The organism is Streptomyces laurentii (assembly GCF_040635425.1).
GTDB classification, from domain to species: domain Bacteria; phylum Actinomycetota; class Actinomycetes; order Streptomycetales; family Streptomycetaceae; genus Streptomyces; species Streptomyces laurentii.
Map to the genome: position 1 here is coordinate 13790 of NZ_JBEYHT010000075.1, position 21972 is coordinate 35761.

Genomic DNA, 21972 nt, shown 5'->3' on the forward strand with positions numbered 1-21972 from the left:
TCCGGCTGCGAGCGATGAGTTCCGCGCGGGGCCCCGGTCTGCCCTGGCATGGACTTGGTGAACACCACACCGGCCCCGGCCAAGGGCCTGGTCAGGGCGCAGGACGGCACGCAGATCGCCTACGAGCGGTACGGGGACGGCCCGCCGCTGATCCTGGTGGGCGAGGCGGCGAGGACGGGGTCCGGGGGCGAGCGAGCGCTGGCCGCGCTGCTCGCCCGCCGCTTCTCGGTGGTCGCGTACGACCGCCGGGCCGGGAGGGAGGCACGGGAGATCGACGATCTGACGGCGCTCGTCGAGGCGGTGTGCGGGGAGAGCGGTACGGCGGCGGTGCACGGGACCGCGTCGGGCGGGGCGCTCGCGCTCGCCGCGGCGGCGGCCGGGGTGCCGGTGGGCCCGCTGTCGGTGTACGAGCCGCCGTGCGGCACGGTGGACGCGGCCGGGCTCGGCCGGGTCCACGCGCGCGTGCTCGTGGTCGACGGCGGGGCGAGCCCGGCCGGGACGCGGCGGGCGGCCCGTACCGTCGCCGCCGCCGTCCCGCGCGGCCGGCACCGTACCCTCACCGGCCAGACCCACGAGGTCGCCCCGCACGTCCTCGCGCCGGTGCTCGCGGACTTCTACGCGGAGGAGCCGGCGGGCGTCTGAGCCCGTCGGTCCGGCCGGCACGGAGACGGCCCGCCCCCGGATCGGACGATCCTGAGACGGGCCGCGCGAGCCGGCGGCCGGTCAGCTCGCCTGGTCGGTGAACATGCCGGGCTTGTACGAGCCCCGGATGTCACAGGGTGCCCGTACGCATGCACGCGACGGCCTGACAACCTGTCGGCCTGTCGACCTGTCCCCGCCGGTGGAAGAGACGGCTGAGAGACTGCTCCCGCCCCGGGAGGCGTGAGGTCGCCCTCGGACCTCCAGAACTCCCCCGAAGGACATCCGCCCGTGAGTGACGCACGACGATCCGTTCCGGACGCCCCACGCGCGCGTATGCGGCGGGCGGTCCGCGCTCTGTCCGGTCCGGGGCCGTGGACGCGCGGCCCGGTGCTCACGGTGTCGGCGCTGGTGCTCGGCCTGCTCCTGCTGCTGCACGCGGAGATCACGGACCGGGGTGGACTCGGCAGCCTGGTGGAAACGTTCCTGCCGTGGTTCGGGCTACTCGTCCCGCTGCTCCTCGCCGGGGCGCTGTGGCTGCGTTCCGCCACGGCCGTGGTCGCGCTGCTGCTGCCCGCCTCGGTGTGGCTGGGCCTCTTCGGCGGGCTGCTCCTCGACCGGTCGGAGCCGGGCGGTGACCTCACCGTGGTCAGCCACAACGTCAACGCCGACAATCCCGACCCGTCCGGCACCGCCCGCGCCCTGGCCGCCTCCGGGGCGGACCTGCTGGCGCTGGAGGAGATGACCTCGCCGGCCACGGCCGCGTACGGAAAGGAGCTGGCGGCCTCGTACCCGTACCACGCCACGCGTGGCACGGTCGGGCTGTGGAGCAAACTGCCGCTGTCGGACGTCAGGCCGGTCGACGTGCTGCGGGGCGACGTCGGGCCCCTGGCGAAGACCCGGCGGGCCGAGGACCTTCCCGTCGACCCGCCGCGGGCGCTGCGCGCCACGGTGGCAACGGAGCGGGGCCCGCTGGCGGTGTACGTGGCGCACCTGGGGTCGGTACGGCTGATGCCCCGGGGCGGCTTCTGGACGGACTCGCGCGACGCCGGCGCGGTCGCGCTCGCCCGGGCCGTCGCCTCCGAGCGGAACCAGCGGGTGGTGGTGCTCGGCGACCTGAACGGGACCATGGACGACCGCGCGTTCGCCGGCCTCACGTCACGGCTGCGTTCGGCGCAGGAAGCGGCCGGGAGCGGCTTCGGCTTCAGCTGGCCGGAGTCCTTCCCGGTGGCGCGGATCGACCAGATCCTCGTCAGGGGTGTGGAACCGAAGAGTGCGTGGGTCCTGCCGGCCACCGGCAGCGATCATCTGCCGGTGGCGGCCCGCGTCGGCTGGTGACCGCCGCCGGCCGTTCGCCCGTTGCCCCCGCTCCTCCGGGCGGACGCCTCGGCTCAGACGCCCGCGCTCGTGTCCTCGGTCCGGCGTACGGTCGTCGCGATCGTCGCCGAGCCGACGACCCGCGTGCCGTCGTAGAGGACGATCGCCTGGCCCGGGGCGATGCCGCGGACCGGGGCGTCGAAGGTGACGGACAGTTCGCCGTCCGTCATGACCGCGCTGACCGGGGTCTCGTCGCCGTGGGCGCGGAGCTGGGCGGTGTAGCGGCCGGGGCCTTCGGGGGCCGTGCCGCACCAGCGGGGCTTGATCGCGCTGAGGGCCGTGACGTCGAGGGACGCGGCGGGGCCGACGGTGACCGTGTTGTTCACCGGCGAGATGTCGAGGACGTAGCGCGGCTTGCCGTCCGGCGCCGGGTGCCCGATGCGCAGGCCCTTGCGCTGGCCGATGGTGTAGCCGTACGCGCCCTCGTGGGTGCCCACCTTCGTACCGGACTCGTCGAGGATGTCGCCCTCCGCCGTGCCGAGGCGGGAGGCGAGGAAGCCGCGGGTGTCGCCGTCGGCGATGAAGCAGATGTCGTGACTGTCGGGCTTCTTCGCGACCGCGAGGCCGCGCCGCTCCGCCTCCGCCCGGATCTCGTCCTTGGTGGTGAGGGTGTCGCCGAGCGGGAACATGGCGTGTGCCAGCTGCTTCTCGTCGAGTACGCCGAGCACGTACGACTGGTCCTTGGCCTGGTCGGAGGCCCGGTGCAGCTCGCGGGCGCCGTCCTCGCGGGTGACGACGGTGGCGTAGTGGCCGGTGCAGACGGCGTCGAAGCCGAGGGCGAGGGCCTTGTCGAGCAGCGCGGCGAACTTGATCTTCTCGTTGCAGCGCAGGCAGGGGTTGGGCGTGCGGCCCGCCTCGTACTCGGCGATGAAGTCGTCGACGACGTCCTCGCGGAAGCGCTCGGCGAGATCCCACACGTAGAAGGGGATGCCGATCACGTCGGCGGCCCGCCGGGCGTCGCGTGAGTCCTCGATGGTGCAACAGCCCCGCGCGCCGGTACGGAAGGACTGCGGGTTAGCGGAGAGGGCCAGGTGCACGCCGGTGACGTCGTGGCCCGCCTCGGCGGCACGAGCGGCGGCGACGGCGGAGTCCACTCCACCGGACATGGCGGCGAGGACGCGGAGGGGGCGCTGCGGCGGGGTCTGAGTCATAGCCCTACCAGGGTACGGGGCGCCGGGAACCGCGGTCGCGGCCGCGCGCGTTCTTCGTCATGTGGTGGACAGCGGGAAGCAGGCGGGGCAGGGCGCGGGCAAGCGGACGACGCGGAAGCCGGTGAAGAAGACGGCGGCGAAGAAGCCGCTGACGAAGGCGGGGAAGACACCCGTGAAAAAGGCGGCGGGCAAGAGCACGGCGAAGAAGAGCACGGCCGGGAAGTCCGGAGCGGGGAAGTCCGGGGCCGGTAAGACCACGGCCAGGAAGCCCGCGGCCAAGAAGTCCGGGGCCGGGAGCGGCAAGGGCGCGGCGGGGCCCGTCGGGCGGCGGGCCTTCCTCATCGGCGGGGCGGTCGCCGTCGCCGGCACGGCCGTACTCGCCCGGGAGGAGCTGGGCCGGCTGTGGTGGCGGCTGCCCGGTGTCGAGCGCAAGCGGGTGGAGGGTGAGCTGGACAACAAGGGCGCGGAGTGGACGGCGGCGTCCCGGTACAACTGGCGGCGCGCCGACCGCCCCGGCGACTTCCCGATCGACCGCGTCGTGATCCATGTGACGCAGGGCAGCTACGCCTCGGCGCTCAAGGTGTTCAAGGACCCGAGCCACGGGGCCGCCGCGCACTACGTGGTCCGCAAGGACGGGCACATCGCGCAGATGGTCCGGGAGCTCGACGTGGCCTTCCACGCCGGGAACCGGGACATGAACGAGCGCAGCGTCGGGATAGAGCACGAGGGCTTCGTGGACCGGCCCCAGGACTTCACGGCGGCGATGTACGAGGCGTCGGCGCGGCTCACGGCTGACATATGCCATCGCTACGCGATACCCGTGGACCGGCAGCACATCATCGGGCACGTGGAAGTTCCCGGCACCGACCACACCGATCCGGGGAAGCACTGGGACTGGCCGCGCTATCTGCGGCTGGTACGGGCCGCGCGCGCGAAGCTCGGCTGAGCCTCCCGGTCGGACGGCCGGTGTCGGCTCGGACCGGCGCCGGCTCAGGCCGACGTCAGCCCGGACCGGCGTCAGCTCAAGCCGGCGGCGCGGGCGCGTTCGACGGCCGGGCCGATCGCCTGGGCGACCGCCGCCACGTCCTCCTGGGTGGAGGTGTGGCCGAGGCTGAAGCGCAGGGTGCCTCGGGCGAGGTCGGGGTCGGCGCCGGTGGCGAGCAGGACGTGGCTGGGCTGGGCGATGCCGGCGGTGCAGGCGGAGCCGGTGGAGCACTCGATGCCGGCGGCGTCCAGGAGCAGCAGCAGCGAGTCGCCCTCGCAGCCGGGGAAGGTGAAGTGGGCGTTGGCGGGGAGCCGGTCGACCGGGTCCCCGCCGAGGATCGCGTCGGGGACGGCGGTACGGACGACGGTGATCAGCTCGTCGCGCAGGGCGCCGACCGTACGGACGAACTCCTCGCGGCCCTCCTCGGCCAGCCGGGCGGCGACCGCGAAGGCGGCGACCGCGGGCACGTCGAGGGTGCCGGAGCGGACGTGCCGCTCCTGACCGCCGCCGTGCAGGACCGGGACCGGGGTGTACTCGCGCCCCAGGAGCAGGGCGCCGATCCCGTACGGACCGCCGATCTTGTGCCCGGTGACGGTCATGGCGGCGAGCCCGGAGGCGGCGAAGTCGACCGGGACCTGGCCGACCGCCTGCACGGCGTCGGCGTGCAGCGGGACCCCGAACTCGGCGGCCACGTCGGCGAGTTCACGGATCGGCATGACGGTGCCGATCTCGTTGTTCGCCCACATGACGGTCGCGAGCGCGACGGAATCCGGGTCGCGGGCGATGGCCTCGCGCAGCGCTTCGGGGTGGACCCGGCCGTACGGGTCGACGGGCAGGTACTCGACGGTCGCGCCCTCGTGGGTGGCGAGCCAGTCGACGGCGTCGAGGACGGCGTGGTGCTCGACCGGACTGGACAGCACCCGGGTGCGGCGCGGATCGGCGGCGCGGCGGGACCAGAACAGGCCCTTGACGGCGAGGTTGTCCGCCTCGGTGCCACCGGACGTGAGGACGACCTCGCTGGGCCGGGCCCCGAGCGCCCCGGCGAGCGTCTCGCGGGCCTCCTCGACGGTCCGCCGGGCGCGCCGGCCTGCGGCGTGCAGCGAGGAGGCGTTGCCCGTGAGCGCGAGCTGGGCGGTCATCGCCTCGATCGCCTCGGGGAGCATGGGCGTGGTCGCGGCGTGGTCGAGGTAAGCCATGGTGAGACCGATTCTACGAGCCCACCCGGCACGCGCGGGAGGGTGCCCGGCCCGCATCGACGGTACTGAGACGGTCGTCACCCGGAGAGTGGGGAGCGAGGGGGGATTGTGGGGCTCAAGGGGCGGAATCGCGCCCGCGCGAACCGGACCGGGCCCCCCGCAGCGTGGTGGCGTGCGGGGGGGACCGGACCGGGCCCCCGCAGCGTGGTGGCGTGCGGGGGGGGGACCGGACCGGGCCCCCGCAGCGTGGTGGCGTGCGGGGTGTGCCCTGTCGGCGCCCCCGCATCCGGGCTCGCCTCGACGGCCGAGTGAGCCGAAGGGCTGCGGCGGGGGACAGTGCCGAACGCGCGCAGGTCCCGAGGAACGAGGGACCGAGCGCGATCGGCGCTGTGAGCCCGCCTCAAGCACCCCGGAGGCGAGGAGGCACAAAAAAGGGGCTCAGCCGCGCGGCGCGCGCGCCAGCTGGCGGGACTGGGCGACCAGGCGGTCGGCGGAGTCCCAGACCTCGGCGTCCTCTTCCAGGAAGCCGCCCGCGAGGTTGCGGGTGGTGATGGAGACGCGCAGCGGGCCGGGGGCCGGGCGGCAGCGGATGTGGGTGGTGAGTTCGACGGTGGGGGTCCAGCCCTTGAGGCCGAGCTCGAAGGAGGTGGGCGGCAGCGCGTCGACGGCGAGGAGCAGCGACAGCGGGTCGGCGTCGCGGCCGTCCGCGAGGCCGAACCAGGCGCGCATCTCGCCCTTGCCGGACGGCGCTCCGATCGCCCAGCCGACGGTCGACGGGTCGAGCCGCAGGTCGAGGCGTTCGGTGATGGCCGAGGAGCCGGGGATCGGCGGGGCGGGGCTGTCGGAGGCGCCGAAGCACTGGTCGATCGGGGCGAACGCGGGCGGCGTCGCGGAGGTGCGGACGTCGTCGGGGAGCGTGGCGAGGTCGCCGTACGAGGCGAGGACCCGGATGCGCTCGACCTCGGTGCCGTCCTCCGCGTACTGATAGAGGGACGCCTGGCCGGTGGAGAGGGTGCGGCCGGTGCGGACGGTCTCGGCGCGGATCACCGCGGGGCCCGGCACGGACGGCGTGAGGTAGTGCGCCGAGATCGTGAACGGGTCGGGGTGCGGCAGGTGGTCGCCGAGCGCGCGGCCGAGAAGGGCGAGGAGGTAGCCGCCGTTGACGGCGCGGATGATCGTCCAGCCGGCCGACAGCTCGGCGTCGTAGACGCCGGGCTCGCGGAGGGTGACGGCGGTGTCGCGGTCGAACTCGCTGGTCGCGCTCGCTCCGCCCGGGGTCTCGATGCTGCTCATGCTCATGGCCGCGACGGTACAGGTTTCAGCTACTGAGCGGTAGCTTTTTCGGTCTCGCGCGTGGACGACCGCCGGTTCCAGGCCCGCGGCGCCCGCCAGTGGTAGCGCATCGCCAGCAGCCGCAGCACGAACGCGGTGAGGACGGCGATCCCGCTCGTGTACGCGTTGAGCACGTCGAAGCGGATGGACAGCACCACGATCGTCGCACCCACGATGGCCGGCACGGCGTACAGGTCCCGGTCCCAGCGCAGCAGCGAGGGCGCCTCGACAGCCAGTATGTCGCGCAGCACACCGCCGCCGACGCCGGTGGCCATGCCGAGGACGGCGGAGGACGTCAGGCCGAGGCCGTAGTCGTACGCCTTGGTCGTGCCGGTCACGCAGAACAGGCCGAGGCCCGCCGCGTCGAAGACGTTGACGGCCGTCTGGGTGCGTTCCACCTCCGGGTGGAGGAAGAACACCAGGGCGGTCGCGACCAGCGGCATGAGGAAGTAGCCGAGATCGGTGAAGGCCGCCGGGGGTACGGCGCCGATGACCAGGTCCCGGAAGAGTCCGCCGCCCAGCGCCGTGACCTCGGCGAGCACGGCCATGCCGAAGACGTCGAAGTTCTTGCGGACGGCGAGGAGCGCGCCCGAGATCGCGAAGACGAAGATGCCGACGAGATCGAGCGCGTGTTGGACGGACGGATTGAACAAATCGTGGAGCACCGCCCAATTGTGCCGTCTCCCGCGCGGTCCCGAACGCCGTGAGGCTCCCACCACCACGGGGTGGGAGCCTCACGCGCGTACCGCTCGCGTACTCAGTCCTTCGAAGGCTTCTCCGGGGACTTCTCGGCAGCCCCTCCGGCGGACTTCTCCGTCTTCTCGGGCGCGGCCTTCTCGGTCGCCTTCGGCTCCTTCGGCCCCGCCGGCGGCGCCGTCACCTCCACCGACTCGCGCGCCGACGGGACCGTGATCCCCTCCGCGTTCTCCGGGTGGTGGCAGGCGACCCGCTGGCCCGGCCGCAGCTCCAGGAGCGGGGGCTCCTTCGTCTTGCAGACGTCCGTGGCCTTCCAGCACCGGGTGTGGAAGCGGCAGCCCGGCGGCGGCGCGATCGGTGACGGGACGTCGCCGGTGAGCAGAATGCGGTCGTTCTTCTGGCCCCGGCGGCGCGGGTCCGGGATCGGCACCGCCGACATCAACGCGCGCGTGTACGGGTGCATCGGCGACTGGTACAGGGACGTGCGGTCGGCGAGCTCGACCACCTTGCCCAGGTACATCACGGCGATGCGGTCGGACACGTGCCGGATGACCGACAGGTCGTGCGCGATGATCACGTACGTGAGGCCGAGCTCGTCCTGGAGGTCGTCCAGGAGGTTGACGACCTGCGCCTGGATGGAGACGTCCAGGGCCGAGACGGGCTCGTCCGCGATCACGAGCTTCGGCTTGAGCGCGAGCGCGCGGGCGATGCCGATGCGCTGGCGCTGGCCGCCGGAGAACTCGTGCGGGTAGCGGTTGTAGTGCTCGGGGTTGAGGCCGACGAGGCCGAGCAGCCGCTGGACCTCCGCCTTCAGGCCGCCCTCGGGCTCGACGCCCTGGAGCTTGAAGGGGGCCGAGATGATCGCGCCGACCGTGTGGCGCGGGTTCAGCGAACCGTACGGGTCCTGGAAGATCATCTGGATGTCGCGGCGCAGCGGGCGCATCTTCGCCACCCCGAGGTGGGAGATGTCCGTGCCCTCGAACTCGATGGTGCCGCCGGTCGGTTCGAGGAGCCGGGTGATGAGCCGGCCCATCGTCGACTTGCCGCAGCCGGACTCGCCGACGACGCCCAGGGTCTCACCGGGGTAGACCTCGAAGTCGATCCCGTCGACGGCCTTGACCGCGCCGGACTGGCGCTGCAGCAGCCCCTTCCGGATGGGGAAGTGCTTCTGCAGGCCCGTGACCTTGAGCAAGGGCTCCATGGTGTCACTCACCGCCTTGGTGTGGCTCGCGGCCTTGGTGTCGCTCACAGCTTCGGCGCAATCTCTTCGGTCCAGATCCGGTTCCGCTCGCCCGCCGGGAGGTGGCACGCCGAGAAGTGGCGGGTGCCGGCCTCCGTCAGTTCGGGGCGGTCGGTCCGGCATATGCCGCCCTTGGGCACGTCCGCGTACGGGCAGCGCGGGTTGAAGGCGCAGCCGCTCGGGATGTTGATGAGGCTGGGCGGGTTGCCCTTGACCGGGATGAGCCGATCGGTCTGCTCGCGGTCGATGCGCGGCATGGAGCCGAGCAGACCCCAGGTGTAGGGGTGCTGCGGGTGGTAGAAGACGTCCTCGGCCGAGCCGCGCTCCACGCACCGCCCGCCGTACATCACGAGGATGTCGTCGGCGATCTCGGCGACGACGCCGAGGTCGTGGGTGATGATGACGACCGCGGAGCCGAACTCCTTCTGCAGGTCCCGGATCAGGTCGAGGATCTGCGCCTGGACGGTGACGTCGAGGGCGGTGGTCGGCTCGTCCGCGATGAGCAGCTCGGGGTTGTTGACCAGCGCCATCGCGATCATCGCGCGCTGGCGCATACCGCCGGAGAACTCGTGCGGGTAGTTGTCGAACCGCTTCGCGGGCTCGGGGATGCCGACCCGGTCGAGGAGTTCGACGGCGCGCGTACGGGCGGTCTTCTTGTCGACCTTGTTGTGGACGCGGTACGCCTCCACGATCTGGTGACCGACCGTGTAGTACGGGTGCATCGCGGACAGCGGGTCCTGGAAGATCATCGCCATCTCGCGGCCGCGCATCCGGCGCACCCGGTCGGGGTCGGCGGAGAGCAGCTCCTCGCCGTTCAGCCAGATCTCGCCGGAGATGCGGGCCTTCTGCCGGCCGTACTGGCCGACGGTGTGCAGGCCCATGACGCCGAGCGAGGTGACCGACTTGCCGGAGCCGGACTCGCCCACGATGCCGAGGGTCTTGCCCTTCTCCAGCTGGAAGGTCAGGCCGTCGACGGACTTGACCAGGCCGTCGTCGGTCGGAAAGTGGATCTTGAGGTCGCGTACGTCGAGGAAGGCGTCCGACGGTGCGTCCTTCGACGCGACCGGTTCGCCGAGCGCGGCTCCGGTCTTGGCGAGCTTGTCGGTCATGCGAGCCTCACTCGGGGGTCGATCACCGCGTACAGGAGGTCCACCACGAGGTTGGCGAAGACCACGCACGCGGCGGTGATGAGGGTGACCGCGAGGATGACCGGCAGGTCACGCTCGCCTACCGCCGAGAAGGCGGCGTTGCCGAGGCCGGGGAGGCTGAACGCGGTCTCGGTCAGGACCGCGCCGCCGACGAGGGCGCCGAAGTCCATGCCGAAGATGGTCAGGATGGGGGTCATCGTGGAGCGCATGGCGTGCTTGCCGAGCACGACGGGCTCCGTGAGGCCCTTGGCGCGGGCGGTACGGATGTAGTCCTCGCCCAGCACCTCCAGCATGGTGGCGCGGGTGAGCCGCGCGTACATCGCCGCGTAGAGGAAGGCGAGGGTCACCCAGGGCAGCAGCAGGCCCATGAACCAGCCGCCGGGGTTCTCGCTGATCGGCACCCACTTCGCGTCGAGCCAGCCCAGCTGGGTGCGGAAGAGGAACATCGCCAGCATGGCGGTGAAGTAGATGGGGAGCGAGACGCCGGCCAGCGCGGTGACCATCGCGGTGCGGTCGATCAGGGTGCCGCGCTTGAGCGCGGAGACGACGCCGGTGGAGACGCCGAGCAGCAGCCAGATGACGGCCGCGCCGATGACCATGGACAGCGTGACCGGGATCCGGTCGGACAGCATGGTCCAGACGTCCTGCTCGGTCTTGAACGAGTAGCCGAAGCACGGCGCTTCACAGTGGATGGTCGAACCGCCGCCCACGTAGTCGCGGCCGGCGAAGATGCCCGAGACGAAGTGCCAGAACTGCACCAGAATCGGGTCGCCGAGGCCCAGCTTCTGCCGGATGCCCTCGATCGCGGCCGGATCCGCCTGCTTGCCGACGAACATCGTGGCAGGGTCACTGCCAGTCAGCTTGGGTATGAGGAAGAAGATGCTGAGCGTCACGAGCGTGACGACCATCAGCATCAGCACAACGGCGATCAGCCGTCGGATGATGTATGCAAGCATGCGGTCGGCCGGACGGCGGCCGGGCCCCCTTCTCGGGGTACCCGGCCGCCGCGCGCGGCCATCACCTGCCCTTCGGACCTGGCGGCGGGTGGTGCGCCGTTGAAACGGGTCGGTTTACTTGACGACGCCGAGCGACGCGTAGTCGTAGCGGCCGTTGTAGGCGTCGGCCGTGTAGACGTTGGTCAGTCGCGAGCTGCGCCAGATGATGTTCTTCTCGTGCGTGAACGGCAGGTAGATCGCGGCGTCGGAGACCTTGGTGTTGATCTGCTTGTAGAGCTCGCCGGCCTTGGCCGGGTCGGTCTCCTTCAGCGCCTGGTCGAACAGGCCGTTGATGGCCGGGTCGTTGATCTCCGAGTAGTTGTTGTTGCCGGACTGGAGGATGAACCGGCCGTCGACCAGCGGCTGCAGGAAGCCCTGGCCGGACGGGAAGTCGGCACCCCAGCCCATGATGATGATGCCGTAGCCCTTCTCCTTGACCACCTTCGGCGAACCGATGATGCCGGTGGTCTGGGCGCCGTCGTACTGGTCGATCTGGGCGTCGATGTTGACGGCCTTCAGCGCCTGCTGCATCGACTCGGCGGTGGCGATCTCGACCGGCTTGTTGTTGCGGACCGCGATCGTCGTCTTGAAGCCGTTCGGCTTACCGCACTTCTGCAGCGCCTCCTTGGCCTTGGCCAGGTCCGGCTTGCCGGCCAGCTTGCCGTACGGGTCGGCCTTCGGGTCGGCGCCCTTGATGGCCGGCGGCAGCATGTTGGAGGCGATGTCGCCACCCGCCTGCGGGCCGCCGCGGGCGGTCTGCAGGGACCTGGTGTCGGCCGCGTAGATGATGGCCTTGCGGCACTCGATGTTCGGGATCACCGTCTGCGGGAAGGCCGCGTACCGGATGAAGCCGGTCTGCGGGTTGTCCACGTTGCCCTTGTGCTGCTGGAGCACCTTCTGACGGGCCGCCGGGCCGACACCGGTCGCGTTGATGTCGATGTCGTACTCGCCCTCGACCAGACGGTTGTCCATGTCGTCGGCGTTGGTGGTGAAGGTGACGCTGATCTTGTCCGGCAGGGCCTTGCGGACGGTGTCCGTCTTGGCGTCCCACTTGTCGTTGCGGACCAGCTTGATGGCCTGCTTGGGCTTGTACGAGTCCCACTTGTACGGGCCCGAGGAGAACGGCTTCAGGGCGTACTGGGCGCCGGTGTCCTTGTCCTGGCGGACCGGGGAGGCCGAGGGCATCGCCAGCATCTGCAGGAAGTCGCCGTTGGCCTTCGGCAGCTTGAAGACGATGGTCTTCTCGTCCGGCGTGTCGATCGCCTTCAGGCCGAGCTTGTCGGCGGCCTTGTCCTTGTACGGGCCCTTGTACTCGCTCTTGGGGTCGAGCACCTGCTGGAGGTAGATCGGGCCGCCGGAGATGACGTCCTGCGCCCAGATGCGCTCGATGCCGTACTTGATGTCCTGGGCGGTGATCGGCTTGCCGTCCTCCCAGGTGATCCCGTCCTTCAGGGTGAAGGTGTAGGTCAGACCGTCGGGCGAGACCTTGCCGGTGTCGGTGGCGAGGTCGGGGACCAGCTCGGTGGAGCCGGTGCCGGGCGCGGCCTTGAAGGTGATGAGCTGGCGGGTGTAGTAGCGGGCGAAGTCCCACATGAAGCCGTAGTAACCGCGCTGCGGGTCCCACGAGTCGGCGTCCTGCGAGCCGATGAACTTCAGCTCGCCGCCCTTCTTGTCGGAGGCGTTGAGGACCTTGTTGACGCCGCCGTTGAAGGCGAGGTCGCCCGCGCCCTTGGCGTCGCCCGAGCCCTTGCCGCCGCCGCACGCGGTGGTCGCGACCATCGTGGCCGCGGCGAGCAGCGCGCCCGCGGCGATTCTGCGCCTGGAAGAGGTGTTCATCATGAGTCCGGCAACCTCCGGGTTAGGGGCGGGGCCTTTCGGGTCGGTCCGCCGAGGAAGGATCCCCCTGTCGCAACGGCAGGGGCGGGGCTTGCGTGGTGCCGCGCCGGTCGGCGCGTCGGCGAACGGTCAGCGGGAGCCCTTCGGGTCGAGCGCGTCGCGCACGCCGTCGCCGAAGAGGTTGAACGCCAGAACGGTGATGAAGATCGCGAGGCCGGGGATCACCATGAACAGCGGATCCGACTCGTAGGTGGTGACGGCCTTGGACAGCATCTGTCCCCAGGAGGCGGTGGGCGGCTTCACGCCCGCGCCGAGGAAGCTCAGCGCCGCTTCGGTGAGGATGTTGGTGGGGATCATCAGCGTCGCGTAGACGGTGATCGGGGCGATCAGGTTGGGCAGCAGCTCGCGGCGCAGGATGTAGAGCCGGCCGGCGCCCAGGCTCTGGGCGGCCTCCACGTACTCGCGGTTGCGCAGCGACAGCGTCTGACCGCGGACGATACGGCCGACGTACGGCCAGCCGAAGAAGCCGATCACCACGACGAGGGCCGCGATGCGGACGCCCGAACCGGTCAGCCCCAGCAGCTCGTTGGGCAGCACGGAGACCAGGGCGATGGTGAACAGCAGCTGCGGGAAGGCCAGCATGACGTCCATGACCCGGCTGAGCGCCGCGTCGATCCAGCCGCCGAAGTAGCCGGCGACGATGCCGAGGACGGTGCCGAGGAAGACCGCGAACACGGCCGCCAGGAAGGCGACGAGGAGCGAGATCTGCGCGCCGTAGACGATCCGGCTGAACACGTCGCGGCCGTTGACCGGCTCGACTCCCAGCAGGAACTCCGAGTTGATGCCGCCCCAGCTGCCGATCGGGGTGCCGAACAGCGGGTCGATCTGGTCCTCGTGGAACTCGTCCGGCGGGTGGCCGAGCAGGCTCACGATCACCGGGGCGAGAAGCGCGACGAGGATCAGGAAGACGACGACACAGGCGCCCGCGAGCGCGAGTTTGTCCTTCTTGAGCCGCGACCACGCGATCTGCCAGAGGGAACGGCCTTCGATGGCCTTGGCCGCCGCGCCGGGGACGGCGTCGACGGCGTCGGCCTGCTCGGCCGCACGCGTCTCCTGCTGTGGTGCCGTCATCGTGGTGAGGACCCCTCTCGGCCGCCGGGTCGCCGGCCCTTGACCGCCGCGGGTAGCGGCATGGTGGAACAACTGCTGGGTATGGGCGCGAAAGCGACCGAACACCCGGTGTTCCGGGGAGTCTTCAATGGGCCCGCGATCACCCGCCAGACCTGGCGGGGAATGGTTGCGTAACCGTGATGCGGTTCGTTGCCTTCCGTTATCCGAACGTTCCGATCACTTCAGCGGACCATCTCGGACACTATTCGACCAGATCGGACAACTACCCCAACCAGGTTGTGGCAGGCGTCAATTGGGGCGACAGGAGGGGTGGAAACGGACGATTCGGCGGGGCTGTCAGTACACGTGCGGGGCGGCGGACGCGCCGCGCGCGGGACCGGCCGGCGGATAGCCGTAACCGGGAGTGAGCGGAGCGGCTGGTGCGGCGTGCGCGTCACGGTCGTAGAACGGACGGGCGTGCGCGTGCAGCCACAAGGCGACCGGATCGTACGGATCGGACATGGCGACCGTGGAGACCGGGAGTCCGTCGGGGACGGCGCCGACCGTCTGGTGCATCATCGCCCGCGCGGCCTCGACCGCGCCCGGCGAGGAGTCGTACAGGTCCAGACCGATGGCGAGGTACGGGGAGCCGAGCGCGGGCTGCACCCAGGCGCGGCGCAGCGAGCGGACGGCCGAGGTGTGATGGGCGTTCTGTGACAGCAGGGCGTAGAACTGCGGGATCTCCAGGGACGGTTCGGACAGCCGCAGCGGTCCGGCCGGCATCCGGTCCAGACCGGTGGCGACGCGCCGCAGGTCGGCCCACGGGATGCCGACGCCGCCGCCGGGGGCGTGCGGGTTGAGCCAGATGCCCCAGCGGTCGGGGAACAGGGAGCGGGCGATCTCCAGACCGCCGACCCGTTCGTGGGCGCGGGTCCAGCCGGAGGCGGCGAGCTCCTGCGCGGAGGTGACGCAGGGCGCGTAGCCGAAGCCGTCGACCTCCATGTTCCCGTACTGGGCGTCCTGCGCTCCGGGGGTGCCCTGCCAGAGCAGCATCCAGACCTCGGAGCCGGCCAGGGCGTGCAGCAGCTGCTCGTAGGCGTCGTGACGCCCCGGTGTCACCTGCCGCAGCATGTGCTCGACCTGTCCGGCGGCAGCGGTGCCTGACGCGCTCACCCTCGGTCCCCGCCCCTCTTGTCCGTGCTGTCGGTGGTGTCGGCGTCACTGACGTCGCCGACCATGTCGTCCTTGCGGCCGTACGGAATCGCCCGGTCGGGCCTCGATCCGTGCGGCGTGAATGAGTTCAGCTTAGAGCGGGGGTCCGTCACACGGCGGCGCGCTGGAAGAAGGGGCGCACCTTCTCCAGCATCCAGTCGCCGACCGGGTCCTGGGCCACGTCCAGCAGGACGAGGTTGACCGGCCAGGCGACCTCGACCCGGCCGAGGGCGCGCCCGAGGGCCTCCAGCGGGACCGCCAGGTCGGGGTCGAGGCCGTCGACGAGCAGCACGCCGACGAACAGGGCCGGTTCGGTGCCCTCGACGCTGGCGAGGGCACGGCGGGCGGAGGTCACGACGCCGGTGGCCTCGAACTCGGCGGCGGCGGCGGCCAGGAAGTCCACCGGATCGTCCTGCCAGTCGGGCTCGAACAGGCGGACCCGGCCGCCGTTGGCCGGCCCGTCCAGCTCGGTGCGGCCGGTCCGGCACAGCTCGGCGACGGCGGGCGGGGGCAGTGGGACGCCGACGGTGCCGCCTGGGTTCACGGCGAGGCCGAGCTGCGGGGGCAGGCCGCGGGCGAAGTCACGGGCGGGGGCGACGGTGTACGACATGTGGTCGCCGACGCAGGCGCGGAACTCCTGTTCGGAGCTGAAGACGGGCACGTAGGCGGCGCCGTCCAGCTCCAGGGTGGGCAGGTCGAGGTCGGCGCTGTCGGGGCCGCCGCCGTTGGGCAGCGGCACCCAGACGGAGCTGCGGCCGAGCACCTCGACCAGGCGGCCGCCCGCGGCGGGGTTGCCGAGCGAGGCGGCCAGTACTTCCTCGAGTTCGTTGCCCGGCCACGTCACGTCCACGCTGCTCGTCGTCCCCTTCTCGCCTTCGCGGCTTCCATCCGGTCTCCAGCGCACCGCCCTCGCCCCCGGCCGGTCCGGCTTCCGCCGGGCGGTTCCGGGCGCCGAAGAGACGCCGGAGAGACGCCGGACGACGGTCCGGCGGTCGTCGGGGGATCCGTCCCCCGTCTCCCGCCGCACGCCCGGACGGTCCCGGCCGCCCCGGCCGTTTCGAACACACGGTGCGTCAGCACCTTAACGGCGCGCCGGGGCCGCCGGGGCAGGAAGGGGTGCGGGCTTCGTCACGCGATGTCCTGGAACCCGATCCTCCGCAGGACGTCGGCCGCCTCCCGGTCGAGCAGGGTGACCGACGCGCAGCCGCGCGGCAGGGCGCCCGTCTCGGCGGTGCGGACCAGCCGGCCGACGGCCCGGCGGTGCCGGGCGAAGGCGTAGCCGGACACGGTACGGCCGCGGTCCCGCTGGCCCGCCAGGGCGGTGTCCGGGTCGACGTCGAGCAGGATCAGGTGCAGGCCGGCGCCGCGCCGGCGGGCCGCGCGGGCGAGCCAGCCGCGCACCCAGGACTGGGTGCCGCAGTCGTGGACGACCACCCCGGCGCCGGCCCGCACGGCGCGGCGGAGCCCGGCGTAGTGGGCGAGGCGCGCGAACGGGCGGTAGAGGGCGTACGGCAGGAAGCGGGGCAGCCGGGCCTCCCAGCGCTCCCGGGTGTCCTGGGAGTCGACGGCCCGGCCGCCGGCGACCCGGCCCATGAGCGTGGACTTGCCGGCGCCGGGCAGCCCGGAGACCACCACGACGTCGCCGCGCGCGAAGGTGAGGACGCGGGGGCCGTGCCCGCCGCGCCCGCGCAGGTCCCGCAGGAACCGGCCGCGCCGCCGGGTGCGGGCCCGGGCTCTGTCCCGTACCGCCTCGCGCGCCTGGCCGCGGCCCCGGTCGTGCCCCCGGTCGTGCCGTTGGCCGCAGGCCCGGTCCCGGGCCTGGTCGGGGGCGGCGACCCCGCCGGGAAGAGCCCCGGCGACCGCCCGCCGCACCGGTATGCCGGTGTTCGCCACATATGGTCCGGTGTGCCGGATCGTCATCGCCATCTCCCCCTGTCGGGCGTGCCGGAACCCCGATCGGGCCCGCCAGGACCCTGCCCACAAAGTGTAAAGAAATGGTAATGGGGCACAAGTGATTTGCCGGGCGGACCCGCCGTGCAATGATGAGCGCGCCACTCGCTCGCACGAGCGCGCACCCGCGCCACCAGCGCGTACAACCGCATACCGGCCGCTCGAATCCGCGCGGGAGAGTCCCGGGGCATCCGCACACACCGTGCGCGTGCGCCGGGCGCCGAAGGAGCAAGTACCTCCCTTGAATCTCTCAGGCCCCGTACCGCGCGGACGAGGCAGATCTGAAAAGCGGGACGCGGCGTCGCGTCCCCACCCAAGGTGCAAGCCGGGGACGTCCTCGGTGAACCTCTCAGGTTCCATGACAGATGGGGAGGATGTCCTCACCGTCATGCACGTCGTGCGCCCCGCACGCCTGGGACCCGGGAGCCACCCATGAGTACTGCCCCCCGCCTGACCGCCCTCGACGCGACGCATCGCTCGCTCGGCGCGACCATGACCGACTTCGCGGGCTGGGACATGCCGCTGCGCTACGGCAGCGAGCGCGAGGAGCACACCGCGGTCCGCACCAAGGCCGGCCTGTTCGACCTGTCCCACATGGGAGAGATCACCGTCACCGGCCCCGAGGCCGTGCGCTTCCTCGACTACGCGCTGGTCGGCAACATCTCCACGGTGGGCAACGGCCGCGCCCGCTACACGATGATCTGCCGTGAGGACGGCGGCATCCTGGACGACCTGATCGTCTACCGCCTCGGCGAGACCGAGGCCCCCGAGTACATGGTCGTCGCGAACGCCTCCAACGCCCAGGTCGTGCTCGACGCGCTGACCGAGCGCGTGGCCGGCTTCGACGCCGAGGTCCGCGACGACCGCGACGCGTACGCCCTGCTCGCCGTCCAGGGCCCCGAGTCCGCCGGCATCCTGGCCAAGCTCACCGACGCCGACCTGGACGGTCTGAAGTACTACGCGGGCCTGCCCGGCACCGTCGCCGGCGTGCCCGCGCTGATCGCCCGTACCGGCTACACCGGCGAGGACGGCTTCGAGCTCTTCCTGAAGCCGGAGCACGCCGAGGGCGTGTGGCAGGCGCTGACCGAGGCGGGCGCGGACGCCGGCCTGGTCCCGTGCGGCCTGTCCTGCCGCGACACGCTGCGCCTGGAGGCGGGCATGCCGCTGTACGGGCACGAGCTGACCACCGGCCTCACGCCGTTCGACGCCGGCCTCGGCCGGGTCGTCAAGTTCGAGAAGACCACGAACGAGGGCCGTTTCGTCGGCCGCGAGGCGCTGGAGAAGGCCGCCGAGCGCGCCGAGGCCGCCCCGCCGCGCAAGCTGGTCGGCCTGATCGCCGAGGGCCGCCGGGTGCCCCGCGCGGGCATGTCCGTGGTCGTGGCCGGCGAGGTCGTCGGCGAGGTCACCTCCGGCGCCCCGTCCCCGACCCTCGGCAAGCCGATCGCCATGGCCTACGTGGACGCCGCGCACGCCCAGGCCGGCACGGCGGGCGTCGGCATCGACATCCGCGGCACCCACGAGCCGTACGAGGTCGTGGCGCTGCCGTTCTACAAGCGCGAGAAGTAGGCCGCGGGTCGCCTCGCGCGCGTACGTCCGGGCATCCGTCCGGACCGGGCGCCCGGCCTTCGCCCCGCGCCCCCGGCGTACGCCGGTGAGGTGATTCGTCTCACCTTCCGTCTCATCCCGTAAGACCCCCGTTCATCCGCACTCCCCCGATCCAGGAGAATCACGCCATGAGCAACCCCCAGGAGCTTCGCTACAGCAAGGAGCACGAGTGGCTGTCGGCCGTCGAGGACGGCGTCGCCACGATCGGCATCACGGAGTTCGCGGCGAACGCCCTCGGCGACGTCGTGTACGCCCAGCTGCCGGAGGTCGGTGACACCGTGACCGCCGGCGAGACCTGCGGCGAGCTGGAGTCGACCAAGTCGGTCAGCGACCTGTTCTCCCCGGTCACGGGCGAGGTCGTCGCCGCGAACCAGGACGTCGTCGACGACCCGTCCCTGGTGAACTCGGCTCCGTTCGAGGGTGGCTGGCTCTTCAAGGTACGCGTCGCGGAGGAGCCGAAGGACCTGCTCTCCGCCGCCGAGTACACCGAGCTCTCCGGCAACTAAGGATCTCTCGATGTCGCTTCTGAACACTCCCCTCCACGAGCTGGACCCGGACGTCGCCGCCGCCGTCGACGCCGAGCTCCGCCGTCAGCAGAACACCCTCGAGATGATCGCCTCGGAGAACTTCGCTCCGGTCGCGGTCATGGAGGCCCAGGGTTCGGTCCTCACCAACAAGTACGCCGAGGGCTACCCGGGCCGCCGCTACTACGGCGGCTGCGAGCACGTCGACGTGGCCGAGCAGATCGCGATCGACCGGATCAAGGAGCTGTTCGGCGCCGAGTACGCCAACGTGCAGCCGCACTCCGGCGCGTCCGCCAACCAGGCCGCCCTGTTCGCGATCGCCCAGCCGGGCGACACGATCCTCGGCCTGGACCTGGCCCACGGCGGCCACCTCACCCACGGCATGCGCCTGAACTTCTCGGGCAAGCAGTTCGACGTGGTCGCGTACCACGTGGACGACCAGGGCCGGGTCGACATGGCCGAGGTCGAGCGCCTCGCCAAGGAGCACCGCCCCAAGGTGATCATCGCGGGCTGGTCCGCCTACCCGCGTCAGCTGGACTTCGCCGAGTTCCGCCGGATCGCCGACGAGGTCGAGGCCTACCTGTGGGTCGACATGGCCCACTTCGCGGGTCTGGTCGCGGCCGGTCTGCACCCGAACCCGGTCGCGTACGCGGACGTGGTCACCTCCACCACGCACAAGACGCTCGGTGGCCCGCGCGGCGGCATCATCCTGGCGAAGAAGGAGTTCGCGAAGAAGCTGAACTCCTCGGTCTTCCCCGGTTTCCAGGGCGGCCCGCTGGAGCACGTGATCGCGGCCAAGGCCGTCTCCTTCAAGGTCGCGGCCTCGGAGGAGTTCAAGGAGCGCCAGCAGCGCACCCTGGACGGCGCGCGGATCATCGCCGAGCGCCTGGTGCGGGACGACGTCACCGAGCACGGTGTCTCCGTGCTGTCCGGCGGCACCGACGTGCACCTGCTCCTGGTCGACCTGCGGAACTCGGAGCTGGACGGCCAGCAGGCCGAGGACCGGCTGCACGAGGTGGGCATCACGGTCAACCGGAACGCCGTTCCGAACGACCCGCGCCCACCGATGGTCACCTCCGGCCTGCGCATCGGCACGCCGGCCCTCGCCACCCGCGGCTTCCAGGCCGAGGACTTCCGCGAGGTCGCCGACATCATCGCCGAGACGCTCAAGCCCGGCTTCGACGCCGAGGCGCTGAAGGCGCGGGTCACGGCCCTCGCCGACAAGCACCCGCTGTACCCCGGCCTGAAGTGATCCTCGCGTCATCCTGAAGTAATTTCGTACGCTTTTGTTCTTCGGTTCGTTCGTACGAAACTTCCGGGGCACCGCGCACACTGGACAGTGGCCCTGTCCGTGAGCATGGTGCCCCACCCCATTTGTCACGACACCAGCAGTGACGGCACGTTCTGCACCACCCCGGCAGACAATGGCGTCTAGCCCCCACAAGGAGTTCCCGTGGCCATCTCGGTCTTCGACCTGTTCTCGATCGGCATCGGCCCGTCGAGTTCCCACACGGTGGGCCCCATGAGGGCGGCCCGCATGTTCGCCCGGCGACTGAAGAACGAGGGCCTGCTCGCCCACGTCGGTTCCATACGAGCGGAGCTGTACGGCTCGCTCGGCGCGACCGGCCACGGCCACGGCACCCCGAAGGCCGTCCTGCTCGGCCTGGAGGGCCACTCGCCGCGCACCGTGGACGTGGAGCGCGCCGACGACGAGTTCGAGCGGATCAAGACGAGCGGCCGGATCAACCTGCTCGGCGCCCACGAGATCCCGTTCGCGTTCGACGACGACCTGATCCTGCACCGCCGCAAGGCGCTGCCGTACCACGCCAACGGCATGACCGTCTTCGCGTACGACACCGAGGGCGCGCCGCTCCTGGAGAAGACGTACTACTCGGTCGGCGGCGGCTTCGTCGTGGACGAGGACGCGGTCGCGGGCGAGAACCCGATCATCCCCGAGGACACCGTCCTGACGTACCCCTTCCGCACCGGCGACGAGCTGCTGCGGCTCACCAAGGAGACCGGCCTGTCGATCTCCTCGCTGATGCTGGAGAACGAGAAGGCCTGGCGCACCGAGGACGAGATCCGCGCGGGTCTCCTGGAGATCTGGCGGGTCATGCAGGCCTGCGTCGCGCGCGGCATGTCCCGCGAGGGCATCCTGCCCGGCGGCCTGAAGGTCCGCCGCCGCGCCGCCACCACCGCCCGCAAGCTGCGCTCCGAGGGCGACCCGGCCGCGCACGCGATGGAGTGGATCACGCTCTACGCGATGGCCGTGAACGAGGAGAACGCGGCCGGCGGCCGCGTGGTCACCGCCCCGACGAACGGCGCGGCCGGCATCATCCCGGCGGTCCTGCACTACTACATGAACTTCGCGGCCGGCGGCGCCTCCCCGGAGGAGAAGGAGGACGGCGTGGTCCGCTTCCTCCTCGCGGCCGGCGCCATCGGCATGCTCTTCAAGGAGAACGCCTCCATCTCCGGCGCCGAGGTCGGCTGCCAGGGCGAGGTCGGCTCGGCCTGCTCGATGGCCGCCGGCGCCCTCGCCGAGGTCCTCGGCGGCTCCCCGGAGCAGGTGGAGAACGCGGCCGAGATCGGCATGGAGCACAACCTGGGCCTGACCTGCGACCCGGTCGGCGGCCTGGTCCAGATCCCGTGCATCGAGCGCAACGGCATGGCGGCGGTCAAGGCCGTCACGGCGGCCCGCATGTCGATGCGCGGCGACGGCAGCCACATGGTCTCCCTCGACAAGGTCATCAAGACCATGAAGGAGACGGGCGCGGACATGAGCGTGAAGTACAAGGAGACCGCCCGCGGCGGCCTCGCGGTGAACATCATCGAGTGCTGAGTCCGCAGCTCCCGGCCGGTGCGTCGACGTGTAAGCGCCGGCCTAGGGCCTTTCTTTTGGATCAGGCTGGATCAGGGAGCGGGGTCCGGTGCGGGTGATCGCAAGGCGGAGGAGGGAGACAACGCGGTGGGGGTACC

Annotated in this window: 19 protein-coding genes and 2 riboswitches; of the genes, 7 read left to right on the plus strand and 12 right to left on the minus strand. The window is 71.6% G+C overall.

Annotated features, from left to right (window positions below; translation table 11 throughout):
* The first annotated feature begins 48 nt into the window (after window positions 1-48).
* Both ABZ693_RS31665 and ABZ693_RS31670 read left to right on the plus strand, forming a co-directional pair.
* Entirely contained in the window at window positions 49-642 is a 594-nt protein-coding gene (locus ABZ693_RS31665) for an alpha/beta hydrolase (protein ID WP_359884525.1), read from the plus strand.
* A gap of 333 nt (window positions 643-975) precedes the next feature.
* Window positions 976-1977, plus strand: a complete 1002-nt coding sequence (locus ABZ693_RS31670) for an endonuclease/exonuclease/phosphatase family protein (RefSeq protein WP_359884564.1) — start codon at window positions 976-978, stop codon at window positions 1975-1977.
* A 53-nt stretch (window positions 1978-2030) separates the two neighbouring features.
* On the opposite strand, the gene mnmA is transcribed toward ABZ693_RS31670, so the two are convergent.
* Window positions 2031-3167 (minus strand): tRNA 2-thiouridine(34) synthase MnmA, encoded by a 1137-nt coding sequence (gene mnmA / locus ABZ693_RS31675; protein ID WP_359884528.1) that lies wholly within the window; start codon window positions 3165-3167, stop codon window positions 2031-2033.
* A gap of 340 nt (window positions 3168-3507) precedes the next feature.
* Between mnmA and ABZ693_RS31680 the strand changes: the two genes are divergently transcribed.
* Window positions 3508-4113, plus strand: coding sequence for an N-acetylmuramoyl-L-alanine amidase (locus ABZ693_RS31680; protein ID WP_359884567.1), 606 nt, complete (start codon window positions 3508-3510; stop codon window positions 4111-4113).
* A 71-nt stretch (window positions 4114-4184) separates the two neighbouring features.
* Here the strand turns inward: ABZ693_RS31680 and ABZ693_RS31685 are convergent, their stop codons facing one another.
* From ABZ693_RS31685 to ABZ693_RS31735, 11 genes are all read right to left on the minus strand, one after another.
* Window positions 4185-5348 (minus strand): cysteine desulfurase family protein, encoded by a 1164-nt coding sequence (locus ABZ693_RS31685; RefSeq protein WP_359884531.1) that lies wholly within the window; start codon window positions 5346-5348, stop codon window positions 4185-4187.
* Between the two features lie 438 nt (window positions 5349-5786).
* A complete protein-coding gene (locus ABZ693_RS31690) occupies window positions 5787-6647 on the minus strand; it encodes a thioesterase family protein (RefSeq protein WP_359884533.1) in 861 nt (286 codons plus the stop codon).
* A 23-nt stretch (window positions 6648-6670) separates the two neighbouring features.
* On the minus strand, window positions 6671-7345 hold the full coding sequence (locus ABZ693_RS31695) for a trimeric intracellular cation channel family protein (protein ID WP_359884536.1): 675 nt from the start codon (window positions 7343-7345) through the stop codon (window positions 6671-6673).
* 92 nt (window positions 7346-7437) lie between these two features.
* Window positions 7438-8577: an ABC transporter ATP-binding protein gene (locus ABZ693_RS31700; protein ID WP_359884568.1), complete on the minus strand. Its 1140-nt coding sequence runs from the start codon at window positions 8575-8577 to the stop codon at window positions 7438-7440.
* 44 nt (window positions 8578-8621) lie between these two features.
* Entirely contained in the window at window positions 8622-9725 is a 1104-nt protein-coding gene (locus tag ABZ693_RS31705; RefSeq protein WP_359884538.1) for an ABC transporter ATP-binding protein, read from the minus strand.
* Window positions 9722-10720 (minus strand): ABC transporter permease, encoded by a 999-nt coding sequence (locus ABZ693_RS31710; protein WP_359884541.1) that lies wholly within the window; start codon window positions 10718-10720, stop codon window positions 9722-9724. Before ABZ693_RS31710 ends, ABZ693_RS31705 begins: the two co-directional genes overlap by 4 nt.
* Window positions 10721-10834: 114 nt before the next feature.
* Window positions 10835-12595: an ABC transporter substrate-binding protein gene (locus ABZ693_RS31715; RefSeq protein ID WP_359884571.1), complete on the minus strand. Its 1761-nt coding sequence runs from the start codon at window positions 12593-12595 to the stop codon at window positions 10835-10837.
* Between the two features lie 129 nt (window positions 12596-12724).
* Window positions 12725-13726, minus strand: coding sequence for an ABC transporter permease (locus ABZ693_RS31720; RefSeq protein ID WP_359884543.1), 1002 nt, complete (start codon window positions 13724-13726; stop codon window positions 12725-12727).
* 336 nt (window positions 13727-14062) lie between these two features.
* Complete coding sequence (locus ABZ693_RS31725) at window positions 14063-14878, minus strand: enhanced serine sensitivity protein SseB C-terminal domain-containing protein (RefSeq protein ID WP_359884545.1); 816 nt, start codon at window positions 14876-14878, stop codon at window positions 14063-14065.
* Between the two features lie 148 nt (window positions 14879-15026).
* Window positions 15027-15767: an enhanced serine sensitivity protein SseB gene (locus ABZ693_RS31730; RefSeq protein ID WP_359884547.1), complete on the minus strand. Its 741-nt coding sequence runs from the start codon at window positions 15765-15767 to the stop codon at window positions 15027-15029.
* A 278-nt stretch (window positions 15768-16045) separates the two neighbouring features.
* Window positions 16046-16837 carry an AAA family ATPase gene (locus ABZ693_RS31735; protein ID WP_359884550.1) on the minus strand — a complete coding sequence of 264 codons (792 nt, stop codon included), beginning with the start codon at window positions 16835-16837 and terminating at the stop codon, window positions 16046-16048.
* A 192-nt stretch (window positions 16838-17029) separates the two neighbouring features.
* Window positions 17030-17142: riboswitch (glycine riboswitch) on the plus strand.
* Window positions 17143-17242: riboswitch (glycine riboswitch) on the plus strand.
* A gap of 57 nt (window positions 17243-17299) precedes the next feature.
* Here ABZ693_RS31735 and gcvT point away from each other — a divergent pair.
* From gcvT to ABZ693_RS31755, 4 genes are all read left to right on the plus strand, one after another.
* Window positions 17300-18433 (plus strand): glycine cleavage system aminomethyltransferase GcvT, encoded by a 1134-nt coding sequence (gene gcvT, locus ABZ693_RS31740; protein ID WP_359884554.1) that lies wholly within the window; start codon window positions 17300-17302, stop codon window positions 18431-18433.
* 167 nt (window positions 18434-18600) lie between these two features.
* Window positions 18601-18978, plus strand: a complete 378-nt coding sequence (gcvH, locus tag ABZ693_RS31745) for a glycine cleavage system protein GcvH (RefSeq protein WP_359884557.1) — start codon at window positions 18601-18603, stop codon at window positions 18976-18978.
* A gap of 10 nt (window positions 18979-18988) precedes the next feature.
* Complete coding sequence (gene glyA / locus ABZ693_RS31750; protein ID WP_359884560.1) at window positions 18989-20248, plus strand: serine hydroxymethyltransferase; 1260 nt, start codon at window positions 18989-18991, stop codon at window positions 20246-20248.
* A gap of 201 nt (window positions 20249-20449) precedes the next feature.
* Window positions 20450-21835 carry an L-serine ammonia-lyase gene (locus ABZ693_RS31755; RefSeq protein WP_359884563.1) on the plus strand — a complete coding sequence of 462 codons (1386 nt, stop codon included), beginning with the start codon at window positions 20450-20452 and terminating at the stop codon, window positions 21833-21835.
* The last annotated feature ends 137 nt before the right edge of the window (window positions 21836-21972 follow it).